At 61.0% G+C, this 14,877-nt stretch carries 13 protein-coding genes; 2 read left to right on the forward strand and 11 right to left on the reverse strand.

The annotated features are described in order from the left end of the window. Positions 1 to 2: 2 nt before the first annotated feature. Both L085_RS16920 and L085_RS16925 read right to left on the reverse strand, forming a co-directional pair. On the reverse strand, positions 3 to 524 hold the full coding sequence (locus L085_RS16920) for a chromate transporter (RefSeq protein ID WP_041922337.1): 522 nt from the start codon (positions 522 to 524) through the stop codon (positions 3 to 5). Continuing rightward, positions 521 to 1,087, reverse strand: coding sequence for a chromate transporter (locus tag L085_RS16925; RefSeq protein ID WP_015377810.1), 567 nt, complete (start codon positions 1,085 to 1,087; stop codon positions 521 to 523). The genes L085_RS16920 and L085_RS16925 overlap by 4 nt, the downstream gene beginning before the upstream one ends. A gap of 103 nt (positions 1,088 to 1,190) precedes the next feature. On the opposite strand from L085_RS16925, the gene L085_RS16930 reads away from it, so the two are divergent. Together L085_RS16930 and L085_RS16935 are read left to right on the forward strand one after the other, a co-directional pair. Then, positions 1,191 to 2,102 (forward strand): LysR family transcriptional regulator, encoded by a 912-nt coding sequence (locus L085_RS16930; RefSeq protein ID WP_004940755.1) that lies wholly within the window; start codon positions 1,191 to 1,193, stop codon positions 2,100 to 2,102. Positions 2,103 to 2,389: 287 nt separating this feature from the next. Further along, positions 2,390 to 3,559 (forward strand): cupin domain-containing protein, encoded by a 1,170-nt coding sequence (locus L085_RS16935; RefSeq protein WP_015377808.1) that lies wholly within the window; start codon positions 2,390 to 2,392, stop codon positions 3,557 to 3,559. A 37-nt stretch (positions 3,560 to 3,596) separates the two neighbouring features. On the opposite strand, the gene L085_RS16940 is transcribed toward L085_RS16935, so the two are convergent. The 9 genes from L085_RS16940 to L085_RS16980 form a co-directional block, all read right to left on the reverse strand. Beyond that, positions 3,597 to 4,886 carry a c-type cytochrome gene (locus tag L085_RS16940; protein WP_044031293.1) on the reverse strand — a complete coding sequence of 430 codons (1,290 nt, stop codon included), beginning with the start codon at positions 4,884 to 4,886 and terminating at the stop codon, positions 3,597 to 3,599. Between the two features lie 11 nt (positions 4,887 to 4,897). Continuing rightward, entirely contained in the window at positions 4,898 to 5,356 is a 459-nt protein-coding gene (locus L085_RS16945) for a (2Fe-2S)-binding protein (RefSeq protein WP_044031294.1), read from the reverse strand. After that, positions 5,356 to 7,578 carry a molybdopterin cofactor-binding domain-containing protein gene (locus tag L085_RS16950; protein WP_044031295.1) on the reverse strand — a complete coding sequence of 741 codons (2,223 nt, stop codon included), beginning with the start codon at positions 7,576 to 7,578 and terminating at the stop codon, positions 5,356 to 5,358. The genes L085_RS16945 and L085_RS16950 overlap by 1 nt, the downstream gene beginning before the upstream one ends. Before the next feature lie 201 nt (positions 7,579 to 7,779). Beyond that, complete coding sequence (locus L085_RS16955) at positions 7,780 to 8,604, reverse strand: M55 family metallopeptidase (RefSeq protein WP_015377804.1); 825 nt, start codon at positions 8,602 to 8,604, stop codon at positions 7,780 to 7,782. Between the two features lie 16 nt (positions 8,605 to 8,620). Continuing rightward, a complete protein-coding gene (locus L085_RS16960) occupies positions 8,621 to 9,676 on the reverse strand; it encodes a P1 family peptidase (protein WP_021504539.1) in 1,056 nt (351 codons plus the stop codon). A gap of 170 nt (positions 9,677 to 9,846) precedes the next feature. Further along, a complete protein-coding gene (locus L085_RS16965) occupies positions 9,847 to 11,946 on the reverse strand; it encodes a peptidase domain-containing ABC transporter (protein WP_044031296.1) in 2,100 nt (699 codons plus the stop codon). Then, the gene (locus tag L085_RS16970; RefSeq protein ID WP_044031297.1) at positions 11,939 to 13,213 is read right to left on the reverse strand and encodes an HlyD family secretion protein; all 1,275 of its coding nucleotides are present in this window, start codon (positions 13,211 to 13,213) and stop codon (positions 11,939 to 11,941) included. The genes L085_RS16965 and L085_RS16970 overlap by 8 nt, the downstream gene beginning before the upstream one ends. 260 nt (positions 13,214 to 13,473) lie before the next feature. Further along, on the reverse strand, positions 13,474 to 13,752 hold the full coding sequence (locus L085_RS16975; RefSeq protein WP_031299959.1) for a hypothetical protein: 279 nt from the start codon (positions 13,750 to 13,752) through the stop codon (positions 13,474 to 13,476). A gap of 313 nt (positions 13,753 to 14,065) precedes the next feature. Beyond that, positions 14,066 to 14,809, reverse strand: coding sequence for a sulfite exporter TauE/SafE family protein (locus tag L085_RS16980; RefSeq protein WP_044031298.1), 744 nt, complete (start codon positions 14,807 to 14,809; stop codon positions 14,066 to 14,068). Positions 14,810 to 14,877 lie beyond the last annotated feature (68 nt).

Here is a 14,877-nt window from a genome sequence, read left to right on the forward strand (position 1 = left end):
CTTCAGGCGAACAGCAAGCCAAGCAGCGCGCCACCGGCCAGCACCCACAGCGGATGGAGGCGCTTGCTCATGCTCAAGCCCGTCGCCAGCGCCACGATCGCCGCCAGCCGCCAATTGGGCGCGGAAGCCTCGGCGATCAAAAGGCCGCTGGCCACCACCAGCCCCACGGTCAGCGGCACCAGCCCGGCCTGCACGATGCGGCGCCACGGGCGATCCTTAAAGCGCCGCCAGGCCCCCATCACCAATAGCGTAACGATGGAAGACGGCCCGAACTTGGCGACCGAAGACACCAGCAGCCCCGCCCAACCGGCGACGTGCCAACCGACCAGCGGCACGATCATCATGTTCGGCCCCGGCGCGGCCTGCGCCATGGCGAACAGCGCGCTGAACTCCTGGGCGCTCATCCACTGATGCACTTCCACCACCTGCCGCTGCATCTCCGGCAGAATGGTCATGCCGCCGCCGAACGCCAGCAGAGAGAGCTCGGTAAAGATCAGCGCCAACGCCATCAACACCCCGCTCATGACGGCCACCGCCACATCAGCAGAATGCTCAGCGGCGCCAGCACCAGCATGGTCGGCAGCAGCGGCAGGCGCAGCCAGGCAATGGCGATCAGCGCCAGCGCCACAATCGCCAGCGCCGCCCACTTGCCGCGCAGCGGCAGCAGCATCTTAATCCCGGTCGAGAGCAGCAACCCGGCGGCGGCGGCGGCCAGACCGGCGAACACATGCTGCACATGAGGATCGTTTTGGAAGCGGGCGTACACCACGCCCAGCCCCACCACAATCGCCGTCGGCGCGCTGATGAGGCCCAACAAGGCGCACAGCGCGCCGCGCAGCCCGCGAAACTCCATGCCCACCGCCACCGACAGGTTGATCACGTTGCCGCCGGGCAGAAACTGACACAGCCCGAGCAGCTCGGTGAACTGTTCGCCGCTCAGCCAGCGCCGCCGCTCCACCAACATGCTGCGCGCCATCGGCAGCACGCCGCCGAAGCCGATCAACCCCAGCCACAGAAAGCCCAAAAACAGCGCCGCGTTGCCCGGCGCTGCCGCCGGGTGCGGTTTTATCGTATTGATATCTGACATGACATTGCCGTTCCACATCGCTTGTTTTGATGTCTGGTATCATGCGCGCCGCCGTGCCATGATGTCTAATGCATTCCGGAACAACGAAAGATACCTTTGAGGTATGGCTATGATTGAACTGCGTCGCCTGCGGGCGTTCGTCACCGTGGTGGAAGAAGGCAACATCACCCGCGCCGCCGAGCGGCTTTTTATCCAGCAGCCGCCGCTGACCCGCCTGTTGCAGGGGTTGGAAGACGAATTGGGCGTGAAATTGTTGCAGCGATTGCCGCGCGGCGTGCGCGTCACCGAAGCGGGCGGTGTGCTGTTCGAAGAAGCCCGCGCCCTGCTGGCGCGCGCCGAACGCCTGCGCGAAGCGGTGCAGCGCGCCGCCCGCGGCGAGCAGGGCCACATAGCTATCGGTTTCACCAGTTCCGCCGCGCTGCACCCGTTCGTGCCCAACCTGCTGCGCCGCTACCGCGACATCCTGCCGGGCATCACGACTCAGTTGGAAGAGGCCGGCAGCGGCGAACTGATGGAGGCGTTGCTGGAACAGCGCCTCGACGCCGCCTTCGTGCGCTCGCCGGCCAACGGCATTCCCGGCCTGAGCGTCGAGCCGGTGCTCAGCGAACCAATGATCGTCGCTCTGCCGCTGGGCCATCGGCTGGCGCATGAGACGCAGCAGCCGCTGCCGTTGGCCGAACTGGCCCACGAGGCGTTTATTCTCTATCGCCGCCCGGCCGGCCAGGGGCTGTACGACGCCATTCTGGCCGCCTGCCACCGTGCCGGCTTCAGCCCGCGCATCGTGCAGGAAGCGCCGCGCCTGCCGGCCACCCTCAGCCTGGTCGGTGCCGGATTGGGGGTATCCATCGTGCCCGGTTCCATGCGGCGGCTGGGCGGCGACGGCATCGTCTACCGCACTCTCGCCGAAGAAGCGCAGCTCAGCGCCCCGCTTTACCTGGCGCTACGGCGCAGTCCGGCCTCGCCGATCGTCGAGCGCTTTCGGCAACTGGTGCTGGAGACCGTGGGGCAGTCATAAAAATAGCCCGAACGGCCAATAAAAAATGACGTTCGTTTATTATTTATTTAAATTAGCCGGCGACTAAAATTAATTCCACCCAATGACTATTCAACTTCCGGTTAATTAAACCCGCTCTCACTTAGTAACAAACGCAAACAAATAAGCGCCTACGCAATACCTTCCAGCCGCTAGGATTTAAGGGTCACAGCCTATTTCCGCCGATGACAAAAATCATTTCAATGGCGATCGCGCCTTCCCTGTCGCCTGCTTCTGCAGGCGCACGGCTTTATATTGGAGAAAATGCTATGCTATCGCGTCGTGATATATTAAAAGTCTCCGCCGTCAGCGCGGCCGCCGCCGGCATGATTGGCGGCATCGCCAAAAATGCCGCTGCTGACGACCATCGCAATATCGTGCCCCCCAGCAGCTATCAGCCGCCTGCCGATGCGCAGCATCTCTATAAATACAAATTCACCGACAGCAAAAAGCGCAGCCTGCCCAGCGGCTGGGCGCGCGAAGCCACCGTCGAGCAATTCCCGATCTCCGAGGGCGTGGCCGGCGTCGACATGACGCTGGAGCCGGGCGGCGTGCGCGAACTGCACTGGCATGCTATCGCCGCCGAATGGGCGTTTATGCTGGAGGGCCATGCGCGCATCACCATCCTCGATCCCGAAGGCAAATGCGAAGTGGCGGATTTCGGGCCAGGCGACGTCTGGTATTTCCCAAAAGGCTACGGCCATTCCATTCAGGCGTTGGCGGACGGCGCGCATTTTATTTTGGCGTTCGATAACGGCCATTTCTCCGAATTCGGCACCTTCAGCATCACCGATTGGGTGGCGCATATGCCGAAAGAGGTATTGGAAAAAAGCGTCAACATGCCGGCGGCGGTATTTTCCAAGGCCAAACAGGGTGAAGCTTATATTGTCGGCGGCGCCGTTCCGCCCGCCTTGCCATTGCCGAAAAACGACGGCGGATTAAATAACGCCCCGCTGACCCACCGTTATGAATTAATGAAGCAAAAACCGTTCTTTGAAAATGACGCGGGCAGCGTCCATTTGGTGTCGTCGAAAGAGTTCCCCATCTCCACCACCATGACCGGCATCATCGAGATCGTGAAACCTGGCGCGATCAGGGAATTGCACTGGCACCCCAATGCCAACGAATGGCAATACTATATTTCCGGCAAAGGCCGAATGACGGTGTTCAGCTCGCACGGCCACGCGCAGACGGAAGAGTACGCCCCTTCAGACGTCGGTTACGTGCCGCAGGGCTTCGGCCATTACATCGAGAACATCGGCGATGAGGATTTGAAGGTCTTGATCGTGATGGACAACGGCATTTATCAGGATATTTCGTTGTCCGACTGGCTGGCGAAAACCCCGGCCTACCTGCTGGCGGATAACTTCAACAATCAGGTTGAGGACTGGCAGGATCGGCCGAAAGACAAACGGGTGATGTCGCGGCGCAGCCGCTGACGCCACGGCGAGGGAGGCGCTCCCTCGCCGCTTTTCTTTACTGCTTACGCTGCTCCGCCACCTGTTTGGCGGCGACTTTGCCCTGCTTGTCGCCGAAATGGCCGACCACAAAGTTGGCGACCGCCGCCACTTCCTCGTCGGAATAGGCGCTGCCGAACGCCGGCATCATCTCATGCCGCTCGCCGACGCTGATGCTCGTCCCCTTCAGAATGGCCTGCACCACGCTGCGCCCCTGCGGATCGTTCACCGCCGTGCTGCCGACCAGCGATGCGTACTCGCTTTGGCGGCCCGGCCCGTTCCACTGGTGGCAACCACTGCAGTCGTTGGCGAACACCCGGCGCCCAAGCGAACTGTCTTGCCCGCCCGGCAGGATCGGCGTGGAAGCCCCCGCGCCCTTCGGCTGCAGGTTCACCGCCGCCGCGCCGTCGCCGGCGATAGGCTCGATGTCGCGCAGGTATTTCACCAGCGCCAGATTATCTTCCGGCGTCAGGAACTGCAGGCTGTTTTCCACCGCCTCCGCCATCGGGCCGGCGGCGCTGCTGCGCCCTGGCGCATGGCCGGTAGCCAGATATTGCGACAGCTGCTGGTCGCTCCAGCCGCCGATGCCGGTCTGTTTGTCCGGCGTGATGTTGGCGGCGAACCAGCCCTGCACCACTTCACCGCTCAGGTGCTTGCTCTGGTTAAGACCAAACCCCAGATTGCGCGGCGTATGGCACTCGCCGCAGTGGCCCAGCGCCGTCGCCAGATAGGCGCCGCGATTCCACTGTTCATCCTTGTTGAGATCCGGCGCGAAGCGCTGCTCCTGGAAGAACGCCAGGTTCCAGAATTTCATACCCCAGCGCTGGTTGAACGGGAACGACAGCTCGTTTTGCGGGTTGGCCTGTTTCACCGGCGGCAGGCTGAACAGATAATCCTTGATCGCCAGCACGTCGTCGCGGCTCAGCCCGGTGTACGAGGTATAAGGCATCGCCGGATACAGGTTGCCCTGCGGGCCGATGCCCTCACGCACCGCGCGCACAAACTGATCGTCGCTCCAGTTGCCGATGCCGGTCTCCTTGTCGGCGGTAATATTGGTGCCGTAAATGGTGCCGAACGGCAATTTGAAAGCGAAGCCACCCGCATAAGGCGCGCCGCCCGGCGCGGTATGGCACGCCACGCAGTCGGCGGCGCGCGCCAGGTACTCGCCGCGCGCCAGTTTGTCGGTCATGCCGGCCGGCGCCGCGGGTTCCGCGCCTGTGGGCCGCAGCAGGGTATACAGCGCGTACCCTCCCGCCAACACCACCACGGCGATAATCAGCCATAACAGCCCTTTCAAGGCATTGCTCATCGCATCTCTCCCTAACCCAACGCCTTGGCGGCCTGGTGGATGGCGGCGCGAATGCGCACATAGGTGGCGCAGCGGCAGACGTTGCCGCCCATCGCCGCGTCAATGTCCGCATCGCTCGGATCCTTGCTTTGCGCCAACAGCGCGCTGGCGCTCATGATCTGGCCGGACTGGCAGTAACCGCACTGCACCACGTCCAGATCAAGCCAGGCTTCCTGCACCGTCTTGCCTTCCGGCGTGGCGCCCACGGCTTCGATGGTGGTGATTTTCTTGCCGACGGCGGCGGAGACCGGCGTCATGCACGAACGCACCGGCACGCCGTCCAGATGCACGGTACAGGCGCCGCACATGGCGATGCCGCAGCCGAACTTGGTGCCGGTCAGGCCGGCTTCGTCACGCAAAAACCACAGCAGCGGCATGTGCGGATCGCCCTCAAAGGTCAGCGGCTGATCGTTTACGGTTAAATGAATCATCAGGTTCTCTCCTTGTCAGACGCCGGATTCGCAGTGGGATTATGCAGCGGCAGGCTCAGCGAAGTGCGCGGCCGCCCGAGCAGCGCCAGCGCGTTGCCGACCGCCGGGGCGATGGTCGGCACCCCCAGCTCGCCCACGCCGGTCGGTTTCTCGGTCGAGGGCACGATGATCACCTCGATCTCCGGCATCTCATCGATACGCAGCGGGCGGAAGTTATTGAAATTGGACTGTTCGACCACGCCGTCTTTCAGCGTGATATTGCCGTATAGCGCCATGCTGAGGCCGTAACCAATGCCGCCCTCGATCTGCGCGTGGATCACGTCGGGGTTCACCGCCACGCCGCAATCCACCGCACACCACACTTTATGCACTTTCGGGATGCCGCCCTCGCCGATCGACACCTCGGCCACCTGCGCCACATAGGTATCGAACGCCTTAGCGACGCCCACGCCGCGCGCGCGCCCGTCCACCACCTTGGCGCCCTGCCAGCCGGCGGCTTTGGCCACCGCCCGCAGCACGCCCGCCGCGCGCGGCGCATCGCCCATCAGCGCCAGCCGCCCTTCAACCGGATCCTGCCCGGTTTCCTGCAACAGCTGATCGATAAAGCTCTCCACCGCGTGGCCGGTGTGGGTGCTGGCGACCGACCGCAGCGAGGTGGTCGGCACCTTGCCGGGCACGATGTGCGCATCGCAGCGGAAGGCTTCGAAGGTGTATGACACCTCGCTGGCGCCCTCGACCATCATTTGATCGAGCCCGTTGACCACCAGCGCATCCATCGCGCTGTGGCGCGTCCAGGAGTGGCCGACCACGGTATCGGTCCAGCCCACCACCTTGCCGCCGCGAATGGCGCCGCGCAGGCGGTGCAGGATCATCGGGCGATACCAGCCGTTGCGGATGTCGTCCTCGCGCGTCCATACCACCTTCACGCCGTGACCGGGGCCGATGCCCTTGGCCGCCGCCGCCATGTCGGCCGCCAGATCCGGCCCCAGCGTCGGGTTGCCTAAATCGATGCGCCGGCCGAAGCTGCCGCCCGCCAGAATGGTTTCAATCTGCACCTTCTCCGGCGGCAGCTCGAACAGATCGCACAGCTGCTTATGGTCAAGCGTCTGGATTTGGCAGCCGTAGCGCGCCTTAACGCTCTCGCCGTCCCAGAACAGATAGCCGTCCAGCGGCTCCATCGGCGCGTGGGCGACGTACGGGAAGGTGTATTCAGCCTCGATCACCTTGTCGGCCTTATCGAACACCTCGTCCGGCTTGCCGTGGCTCTTCGCCACCACGCCGGTTTTCTGCGCCACCTGGCGGAACTCGGCGTAGATCTCCTCGGTGTTGCGCCGTTCGGCCTGCGCATCGTCCCAGGTGACCCTCAGCCGTTCCCGCCCCTGGATCGCCGCCCAGGTGTTTTTGGCGTAAACCGCCACGCCGGTGGCAACCTGTTTCACCGCCACCACGCCCGGCACCGCCAGCGCCCGCTCGGCGTCGAAGGTCGCCACTTTGCCGCCGAAACGCGGCGGTTTCTTGATGGTGACGGTCAGCATGTCCGGCTCGTGGATATCCTGCGAGAACTGCGCGCTGCCGTTGGTTTTCGCCAGCGAATCGACGCGGTGCAAACCGCGCGTTTTGCCGATCAGGATGAAATTGGCCGGGTCCTTCAGCGTCAGGCTGGCGGGATCGGGCGGCGGCAACGTGGCGGCCAGCGCGGCGAATTCGCCGAAGCCCGCTTCTCGCCCGCTGGCGGCATGGCGGATCTTGCCCGCCTGCACGGTGATTTCCTGCGCCAAGGTTTTCCAGCTCTGCGCGGCGGCCTGCACCAGCAGCGCGCGCGCCATGGCGCCCATGCGCCGCATTTGCTCATAGGCATTGGCCACCGAGCTGGAACCGCCGGTCCCCTGGAATCCGAAGGCCAGGTTTTTGTAGACGGCGGTATCCACCGGCGCGGCCACGACCCGCACCTGCGCCCAGTCGGCATCAAGCTCTTCGGCGACCAGCGTCGCCATGCCGGTATAGACCCCCTGGCCCACTTCGGTGTGTTTACTGATGACGGTGACGACGCCGTCGGCGCCGATCTGAACGAAGGCGTTGGCGTCTAACGCCGCCGTGCCGGAGGCGGCCGGGGCGTTCGAGCGCGCCAGCGCGCCGGTGGACGGCAGATAGGCGCCGATCACCAACGCCCCGGCGCCGACGATAAACCGCCGCCGCGAAAGCGGAACTTGGGATATGCTCATTGCTCATGACTCCAAAAAAACCGAAGGCGTCACTGCCTTCGGCGAAACAACTCTTGTTATGGGAATGGCTTGCCGCGCCGGTCAGGTGACATAGCGCAACAGAGCAATAATTAGCGTAGCCTATTATTCAGCAGGCCTAATCTTGATAAGGGATTTTCTGTTGGAGAATCGTGCGGTGCGGGCGGGAACCCGCACCGGGAGTCAGCTCTGCGTCGTCGCCAGAGAGGAGAAGACGCTGAGCAGGCGGATTTGCGCCGCCATGTTGTCGCTGTCGAAGGCCACGGTGAGCGCGTCCTGGCGCTGCACGCCGGGCACCAGGCTGAACAGATCCGCCAGCACCGGTTTGGCCGCCATCAGCGTCAACCGGTAAGGTGGCATGAAGCGGCGCTCCACCGGCAGTCTGGCGCCCTGGCGCACCTGCTGCATCGCCCGCTCGCGGATCTCCGCCCGCGCCCGCTGAGGGCTGAGCGATTCGGCGGCGGTTTGCGAGATGGCGCGTTTCACGCAAACATAGCCAGATTGCGGATAACGTTCAGCGATCCAGCGTTGCAGCTCGTCGTCACCGCTCACCAGCCACAGCGGGACGTTCAACTCGGCCGCCGCCGCCGCATACAGATCGCTTTCGCCTACCACCTCGCCGTTCAGGCTGACGCGGTAAAAGGCCCGGCCATTGATGGTATGCGCCAGCACGCCGCGTTCGCCGGCGGCGCTGTGATAACCGATACACATCAGGCCGTCGTAACGTTGATGCTGCAGCCCTTCCACCATCGATAGCCCGCGCGGTTTGCCCTGCACCAGGCGCGCCCGCGCATCGATGCGATCGGCGCGCAGGTTCTGCATCATGGCGTGGCTGTCGGCCACCGTCACCTCGGTGGCGCCGCCGGCAAAAGCGCCGTCGATGGCGGCGTTGACCTCCTGCTCCATCAGCTCGCGCGCCGCTGCATAGTCAGCATGAGCCGGGTTGCACTGCTCCGGCCGCATCACGCCGGCAATACCCTCAATATCCGCAGAGATAAAGACTTTCACATCACACTCCCGTTATTTAATTTGCCGCCAGCCGATCGAGCAGCGGGCCCAACGCCATACGATCGTGCTGCTGGAAACCGCTGACGCCTTCCGCGCTCAGCAAGGCATCCAACACCGCGTATTCGGTGGCGTCCGCGGCGGCCGCAAACAGCGGCTCCAGCCGCTCGTCCGGCAACGTCGCCCCCAGCAACCGGGTGGAAAACGCCAGCGCGATATCGCCGGAGCCGTGCCCCCAATGGCTGCCCACCCGCCCCAAACCGGCGCCCGCGCGGCGGGCGATGCGGTTCAGCTGGCGGCTGTCCAGCGCCCGATCGCAGGCGATGATGATAATGACCGAACCGGCGTCCACCTGCGGCGGCGGATCCGCCAACAGTTTGCCCAGCGCCTGGCCAACGCGCACGCCGCTCAGCGTCAGCGAGTCGAGGGTGCCGAAGTTGGCCAACACCAGCACGCCGAGCGTGGTGCCAAGCCCTGGGCAATAGCGCGAGGCGGTGCCGATGCCCCCTTTCAAGCCGAAGCTGCTCATGCCGCGCCCGGCGCCGACGCTGCCGCGCGCAAAGCGGGTGGAATGGTTATCCAGCGCGCTGAAGACGTGCTCCTCACGCACCGCCATCGCCTGAATATCGTTGAGGTAGCCGTCGTTGCACTCCAGCACCAGCGGGTTGATGGTGGCGCTGCCGCGGCCGATCTGCGGGTAACGCAGACAGCTGCGCCGCACCATGGCGTTGAACAGCGTGCCGACGGCGAAGGTGTTGCTCAGCAGAATAGGCGTTTGCAGCACCCCCAGCTCGTTCAGCTGCACCAGCCCCAGAGGCTTGGCGAAGCCGTTGAGCACCGCGCTGCCGCACGGCAGCGGCTGGTTAAACAGATCGCCCGGCGGCACGATGGCGGTAACGCCGGTCTGGCATTCGCCGTCGGCCAGCGTGTGATGCCCGACGCTGACGCCCGGCACGTCGCACAGGGTGTCGGTCGGGCCGGCCGGATAGCGCGCGCCCGGCAGGCGGCGATGGCGCCGCCAATAGCTCAGCAGATTGTCGAGGCTTTGTTGTTCAAACGCCTGGCTGTCTGTCATGGTTCCCTCATCCGCCGTCAGCCCATCAGAAAACCAGAATATCGCGCAATGCGCCTCGCCGTAAATTGAAAGCCGAAGCGAGCAGCAAAAATAGCCTTGCCCCATCGCCATTTAGTGGGTTTTTAGGGGGGAACAGTGAAAATGGCCGGTGCCGCGGGTGATATCCCCCCTTATCCCAAATGTATAACCCGATCTGCCGACGCAATGGTCGTTTCACGGTGGGCAATGATCAGCTTAGTGATATTGAGTCTCTTAATTGCCTGATTCACGGCAGCTTCGCTCTCCTTATCCAGCGCACTGGTGGCCTCATCCAGGAACAAAATAGCCGGTTTCTTATAAATAGCCCGGGCAATAAACAGGCGTTGTTTCTGCCCGCCGGACAATCCTTCCCCCAACTCGCCGATCGGGGTTTCATACCCCATCGGCATGCGCATGATCACCTCATGCAGATAGCTGGCACGGGCACAGACTTTCATCCAGGCATCATCCATCTCGTCCGCGAACCCGCAGATATTTTCCCGGATCGAGCCGGAGAACAGTTTGTCGTCCTGCATCACGCAGGCAATCATTTTGTGGTAGTTGTTGATGCCGAGCTGCCGGATATCGACGCCGTTCACCTCAACCCGCCCTGAATCTGGGGGAAACAGCCCGCACAGCACCTTCATCAGCGTGGTCTTCCCTGCCCCGGACGGACCCACAATGGCCACGCTTTCGCCCGGCGCAACGCTGATGTCCAGGCCATCAAAGATAGCCGGTGACTGGCTGTCGTAACGATAGCTCAGGGCATGGGTCGTCAATCCCAAAGGTTGCAGCCCCGCCGTGTAAGGGTGATCGGGTTTACGCGCCTCCCGCGGATGCAGGGCGATATCGGCAATGCGCTCGTTATGCAGGCTCATCATGCGCAACTGCAGCAAAAATTCCGTCAGCGACCCGATGCGGTCGGAGAACTGGCCCCGAAAGGCGCCGAACGCCACGAACATGCCGAGGGTCATCTGGTTATCGATCACCAGGCTGGTTCCCAACCACAGAATGACGATCTGGTCGCACGCCGCTATGAAGGTGTTGATCCCGCCAAACAGCATGTCCATTCGGGTGACGCGGATACCCGTGTTGATAGTGTCAATTTCAAGGTTTAGCCAGTGGGCGATGCGGCGTTCTGCCATACCCTGCATCTTGACGGTAGCGATACCGTATAGCGTTTCCATAAAATACGAGCCGGCCCGCGCCTCTCTCACCAGCGCCTCCTCGGACAGCTGACGGTAATATCCATAGGTCAGCAGCCGCATCAACACATAAAGCGCAGTGAAACTGAGCACTACCCAGGTCAGCCAGCCGCCATACAGCACCATCATCACCAACACACCGATCACCATGATGCCGTCCATGATGGCGCCGACGATACTGGTGGTGAAAGTGCTGCGCAGCGTATCCAGTGAACCGAAGCGTGACTGAATGTCACCCAGCTTACGCCGTTCAAAGTAACCGAGCGGCAGTCGCAGCAGGTGAGTAAACAGACCGGATTGCCACTGAACGTTGATAAGCGTCGACATAACCAGTCCGGACCATGCCCGCACCATGCCGATGGCAGCCCGCAACAAGATAAACAGCATCAATCCGGCGCAGATGAGCGACAGTAACCCGCGATCTCCGGCAGGAATAGCGTGATCCATCACCAGCTGCGTGCCGATGGGCATCACCAGGTTGATGGTTTCGAATACCAGAGACAGGCAAAAGATTTTGCCGAGCGCCCCCTTGAGGCCATGCACGCTGCCAATCAGCGTGCGCAGGTGAATGCGGTGGCGAACGCTGTCGGCGGTAAAGGTGCTGCCGGGCCAGGCCTCAAGCGCTACGCCGGTGAAACTGTGCGACAGCTCCGCCAGGCTGACCGCCCGCCGCCCGCGCGCCGGATCGTGCAGCACTGCGCGGCGGCCTTTGACGCTGACCAGCACCACAAAATGGTTGAATTCCCAGTGCAGAATGCAGGGCAGTTTTAGCGCGCCAAGTTCGTCCAGCTCCAGTGACAAGGGGCGAGTGCTCAACCCCAGCTGTTCGGCGATACCGGTCAGCCCAACCAGCGTTGCACCGCGGGCCGACAGATTGAACTGCCGGCGCAGCGCAATCAGGTCGATGTTTTTGCCGTAGTAGCCGCAAATCATCGCCAGACAGGCCAGCCCGCATTCTGACGACTCGGTCTGGTGTACCATCGGAACCCGGTGGCGCAGCCGCAGATCCAGCTGGCTGACCCGTTGTTTGAATGTGGTCTTACTCATTGACCGGCCCCGTCGCGCTGTGTTTCATGTCGTAGAACGGCGACAGCATCCATTGATAAATCTTCCTTTTTTCCAGAAACAGGGTGCTTTGCGCTTTCATGCCGTTTTCCAGGCTCAGACGTTTACCGTCATAGGCAATGGCCTGTTTCTCCGGCATGACGATCACTTTGTAGTACGGCACGGCGGCGGTCAGCGCCGCTTTGGGCGCCCCCTGGTAGGTCAGCATTTCCTGCGGTGAGGCCGGGGCTTTGGAGATGACGGACACTGTGCCGGCGAACTGGCCGAACTTCTCCGCCGGAAAGGCGTCATAGCGCACATTGACCTTATCGCCGGCGGCAATGTAGGGGATGGCGTCGTTGGGCACCCACAGTACCAGGGCATAGCGATCGATGTTTTGCGGAATAATCTGCAGCAGACTGTCGCCAATGTTGACCATCTGGCCAACCGTGACGCTCAGCGAATCGATGCGGCCGCCGGCCAGCGCGCGAACGATAATATCGCCAGTGGCATCGATGTTTTGCCGCTCCTTTTGCAGCTCGTAGCGCTGCAGCTCCATCTGGTAGATCTGGTTGTCGAATTCGGCAGCCTGGGTATGGATCTGGCTTTCCAGCGCGGTGATCTGCAACGCATTCTGTTCGTTCTGGCCGGACAGGCCCAGCAGGTTGTTCTGCTGCTGGTAATACAGCGCCACCTGATTGGTGAGCTGATCCTTATTGATCAGCCCCTGGGTCTGATAGTGCCGGTAGTTCTCCATGTTTTCCTTCATGATGCGTATCCCTTCCTGGGCGCGTTTGAGGATATCGGTGGAGCGGGTGAACGCAGCGGTGTATTGCGCCTTCTGTTTCTCCAGCATGGTAAGCGTGGCCTGCTTGCTGCTTTCCAGTCGGTTGATGATTTGCGCAATGCGTGCCAGCTGGTCATCGATATCCCGCTGCTGGTTATCGCTGACCACTCCGCTGCGGGTGCTTTTACTGACGTCAATCTGGTAAATGGGGGCACCGGCGGCAATCACCTGCCCTTCGGTGACAAATTGTTTGACCACTACCCCTTGAACCGTGGAGTAAACGTTCGCGGCGCGGGGATAGGTGCTGATCTCACCGGTCACGTTGACCCGCCGGGTATAGGTACCGGCGATCGCGAAGGTGAGAAAGGCGATGAAGAAAAACAGGCAGAGCCCTGCCGTGCCCCAAACGGGAATACCGGGTAGCAGGAGCGCCCTGCCACGCCATTTCATTTTCTGATTCTCGATCGCTTCCTGGCGAAACATGAGCAGCGTCCCTTAGTGATAGCTAACATTCAAATTCACAGGCTACTGTATTGACAATAAAATAAGCAGAAGGTCAGTTAATTTTGGTGAGAGGATATGAAACCATTAGAATAAACACCTTTAAATCTTCTGAGTGATCTTGGCGCCAATAAATTTTTATGAACGTATATTTCACCCAATGGCAGTATCATATCCAGAGAAAAATCAGAGAGATCCAGTTCGACAAGCCTTTTTATTTTTAAATCCTACAGTATCTACTTCTAACTCATTTTCATCGTGGTAAAATAGACTATCGTCATAACAATAACAAAAATAGAACAGAACAATAAATCACCTGAAAAATTTCTCAATGAATCCAAATAATCATTGCTGTTCTTATTTAATTTTTTAATGGCATCGCTTTCGTTATCAGCCTCTACTTCGATATGATGCTTTCTGAACCCCTTCTGCTTCATGTCTTTAATTATTTCTCGTGTAACCACTTCCTTTCTTAGCACTTTTGATTCATCACTCTTTATAAAAACAACATATCTATTCATCATATACCCCATCTCCGTTATCAGACGCTCTTTTTCCACTCCTATCTCGATCCTGCCATCCCCCCGACACCGCATCGAATTGGCTGCTTAAAATTTCCTTCATCAAGGTTCCCCTATGCATTCACTGGGGTTATCCCATTTTAAAAGGGTTATAGTTGAAAAAGTAAAACACACTAATAACAATACATAACCACTCTGTATTTCATAAAAAATCCAATAAGAAAGTCTATTTTAAACATTGAAAACAATCATATTAGAATAAAAACAAGAATAATATACCGAACCTAATTACACGCAGATGCTATCGATTCAATTAATTGAATCGCCAAATAATCTCAACGCCCAAGATTAATAACCCAATAAAGAAGAGGCGGCGGAACAGCTGCGGGCGACAATGACGACGCACCCTCTCCCCCAGCCACATGCCGCCCAACGCCGGTAACAGCGCCAACAGCGAACCGCCGAGCAGCGTGGCGGGCAGCGCCTGGTGCCAGGCTAAACCGGCGGCCAGCGCCAGCGTCGAGACGCTGAACGACAGCCCCAGCGCCTGCACCAGCTCATCGCGCGCCAGGCCCAACGCATTCAGGTAAGGCACCGCCGGAATGACGAATACCCCGGTGGCGCCGGTCAGCGTACCGGTCACCAGGCCGCACAGCGGCCCCAGCCAAGGCTCTGCCACGGCGGAAATGCGCCAATCAAAACGGGTGAATCCCAGCAGCGCATAGCCGATCAGACACATGCCCAGCGCCAGCGGCGCCAGGCGGCCGTCGCCGGCAGTGAGCGCCCCCGCGCTCAACAATGTGCCCAGCGTGACGCACAGCATCATCGGCCAGAGCCGCCGCCACAGCACCCACAGCGTCGGCCCGCACAGCAGTTGCCACAGGTTGGTGATCAGCGAGGGCAACAGCAGCAGCGCGGCGGCCTGTCCCGGCGGCATCATCAGGCTGAGCAACCCCATCGACACCGTCGGCAACCCCAGACCGATCGCCCCTTTGACCGTGCCGGCCAGCGTAAAAATGCCCGTCAGGGCGACAATTTCGAGTAACGTCAGCGACATGCGTCTATCCTTATGGCGAATCAACGGCTCGATTGTGGCCAGCGCCGCGCCGCGGCACAATGCGGCAA

It is taken from the genome of Serratia sp. FS14 (genome assembly GCF_000695995.1).
GTDB lineage: Bacteria > Pseudomonadota > Gammaproteobacteria > Enterobacterales > Enterobacteriaceae > Serratia > Serratia nematodiphila.

Coding starts and splice junctions, on each gene's coding strand:
- L085_RS16920 (WP_041922337.1), bottom strand. CDS start 524: ATGAGCGGGGTGTTGATGGCGTTGGCGCTGATCTTTACCGAGCTCTCT.
- L085_RS16925 (WP_015377810.1), bottom strand. CDS start 1,087: ATGTCAGATATCAATACGATAAAACCGCACCCGGCGGCAGCGCCGGGC.
- L085_RS16930 (WP_004940755.1), top strand. CDS start 1,191: ATGGCTATGATTGAACTGCGTCGCCTGCGGGCGTTCGTCACCGTGGTG.
- L085_RS16935 (WP_015377808.1), top strand. CDS start 2,390: ATGCTATCGCGTCGTGATATATTAAAAGTCTCCGCCGTCAGCGCGGCC.
- L085_RS16940 (WP_044031293.1), bottom strand. CDS start 4,886: ATGAGCAATGCCTTGAAAGGGCTGTTATGGCTGATTATCGCCGTGGTG.
- L085_RS16945 (WP_044031294.1), bottom strand. CDS start 5,356: ATGATTCATTTAACCGTAAACGATCAGCCGCTGACCTTTGAGGGCGAT.
- L085_RS16950 (WP_044031295.1), bottom strand. CDS start 7,578: ATGAGCATATCCCAAGTTCCGCTTTCGCGGCGGCGGTTTATCGTCGGC.
- L085_RS16960 (WP_021504539.1), bottom strand. CDS start 9,676: ATGACAGACAGCCAGGCGTTTGAACAACAAAGCCTCGACAATCTGCTG.
- L085_RS16965 (WP_044031296.1), bottom strand. CDS start 11,946: ATGAGTAAGACCACATTCAAACAACGGGTCAGCCAGCTGGATCTGCGG.
- L085_RS16970 (WP_044031297.1), bottom strand. CDS start 13,213: ATGTTTCGCCAGGAAGCGATCGAGAATCAGAAAATGAAATGGCGTGGC.
- L085_RS16975 (WP_031299959.1), bottom strand. CDS start 13,752: ATGAATAGATATGTTGTTTTTATAAAGAGTGATGAATCAAAAGTGCTA.
- L085_RS16980 (WP_044031298.1), bottom strand. CDS start 14,809: ATGTCGCTGACGTTACTCGAAATTGTCGCCCTGACGGGCATTTTTACG.